Here is a 2,344-nt window from a genome sequence, read left to right on the forward strand (position 1 = left end):
GACGTGCATTTCCCGAAAACTACACACATTTCATTCAGCTTTAAACTCTCCCGAATCCATTTATGGCCTTGAAACCAAACGAGTTCCATTTGTCCCGTATCATCTACAAAAGTCGCCACCAATCGTTTTTGGTTTCGACCAAATTCGACTGTTTTAATGTTGATAATTTTACCAATAATCTGAACTTCAGCAATGTTGTTCTGCAGTTCATTAATCTTGTAATACCGTGTGCGGTCAATGTATCTATTTGGAAAAAAATTTACCAAATCCACATACTTATAAATCCCCAGTTCCTTGCGCAGCAAATCGCCCCGATTGGGACCAACGCCTTTCAAGTATTCGATGGGAGTGAGTAGGAGGTTTTGCATTTAGATATTTTTGGACACGTATAAAACCGATTTGCTAAAGCAGAAACTCGGATTAAAACGGATTTTTAATTTGATGAAGCGAAGATAGTTTTTTGTTTGGAAATTTGGAAAGGAGAATGTTTAGAATTTATATAAGAAAATAGGTATATTTGAAATGTGATTTTAGATAAATATAAAATAAACTCAAAATGAAAAACACAGCAGTTCCATCTTTATTCAAGTCAATTTTATTAAGTTTCATGGTGCTTTTTTGTAATTTGTCCAATGTTGTTGCGCAAAATAAAGCATCAGAATTGGATAAATTAATGAAACAAGCCAACGCAAGTGGAGTATTTAATGGAAGTATTTTAGTCGCAGAAAATGGAAAAGTGATTTATCGTAAAGCTTTTGGCTATGCAAATAAAGAGACAAAACAGTTGCTGAAACCGGAATTTTGTTTTGATTTAGCATCTGTTTCTAAGCAATTTACTGCGATGGGAATTATGATATTAAAAGAAAGAAATAAGCTTTCTTACGATGAAAAAATCACCAAGTATTTTCCTGAATTCCCAGCTTATGGAAAGGACATTTCAATACGAAATTTACTAAATAATACTTCGGGTTTGCCCCTATATCAGCCATTCGCTAATAAAGATAACTTAACAAATTCAGAAATTTTAAAAATAATTGAGGAAAGGGAAGCTTTAGACGCCAATATCGGGGACCGTTATGTTTACAATAACGTTGGTTATATTATGTTGGGTTTAATTATAGAAAAAGTTTCGAATATGTCTTTAGCAGAATTTTTGAAAGAAAATATTTTTAAACCATTAAAAATGAAAAACACTTTGGTTGGTGATGCTCCAAAAATCGATTTAAAAAATAGAGCTCTGGGTTATTCTGTGATTGGTGAGCTTGATGATTACACAGTTTCACATACAGGTTCTACAAGTATGTTTTCAAACGTTGATGATTTGTTTTTGTGGGATCAAGCTTTATATTCTGAAAAGTTAGTTTCTAAGAAAACACTTGAGGAAGCATTCACTCCTGTAGTTTTAAATAATGGTTCGTTGTCTAATTACGGATTTGGATGGTTTCTTACTCCAGAAAAAAAATCAGTTAACCATTCAGGAAGTGATTTTGGTTACCGAACTTTTATTATGAGGAATTTAGACAAGAAAAATACCTATATATGGCTTACGAATGCTGGAAATGCTATCAATAAAGATGTTATGAACGTTGCAATAGAGAATATCTTAGCTTCTAAACCTTATGAATTACCTAAGATTACTGTATTTTCAGAATTCCAAAAAGCATTGCAAGTAAATGATGTTGATGATGCTATTTTGATAGTAACCAAATCTATAAAATCGGATCCAGATCAATTTGTATTGGACGATGCCGCTATTAACGAGTTGGGTTATAAATACCTTAATGAAAATAAATCAGCAGATGCTTTCTCAATTTTCAAATTTAATGTAGCAATAAATCCAAATTCTTCAAATGTTTATGACAGTCTAGGCGAAATTTATCTAATGAGAAAAGATACGATTCATGCTATCGAAAATTATAAAAAATCAGTGGCTTTAAATCCAAATAATGTAAATGCAATAAAGGTTTTAAATAAATTAGACATCCAGACAACTGATATGATTATTGACGTAAAAGTTGCGCCAGAAGTTCTGAAAACCTATTTAGGAAGATATCAATTAAATGAAAATTTTTCTTTTACGGTAACTGAAGACAAAGGAGATTTGTACATACAAGGAACAGGGGAAAAAATTACAACTGTATATCCAATGGCTCAAAATAGATTTTATAGCAAGATAATTACAGCTCAGTTTACTTTTAATAGTGATGAAAATGGACATATTGATAGTTTGACTTTAAATATGGGAAGAGATATCAATGCTAAAAAAGTGGAGTAACGACTTTTATTAATTTTAAACTTATTTTTATAAATCAAATTCAAACATAATTCAAAAAAAGGCAAAAAT

The 2,344-nt window shown here is 31.1% G+C and carries 1 protein-coding gene and 1 pseudogene; one reads left to right on the forward strand and one right to left on the reverse strand.

The features are described from left to right. A pseudogene (locus tag ACH2BG_RS00085) lies at positions 1–368 on the reverse strand (ATP-dependent DNA helicase RecG); the annotation flags it as partial. Between the two features lie 188 nt (positions 369–556). Here ACH2BG_RS00085 and ACH2BG_RS00090 point away from each other — a divergent pair. Further along, positions 557–2,275 carry a serine hydrolase gene (locus ACH2BG_RS00090; protein WP_395045707.1) on the forward strand — a complete coding sequence of 573 codons (1,719 nt, stop codon included), beginning with the start codon at positions 557–559 and terminating at the stop codon, positions 2,273–2,275. Positions 2,276–2,344: the final 69 nt, after the last annotated feature.

It is taken from the genome of Flavobacterium sp., assembly GCF_043779715.1.
Taxonomy (GTDB): Bacteria; Bacteroidota; Bacteroidia; order Flavobacteriales; family Flavobacteriaceae; genus Flavobacterium.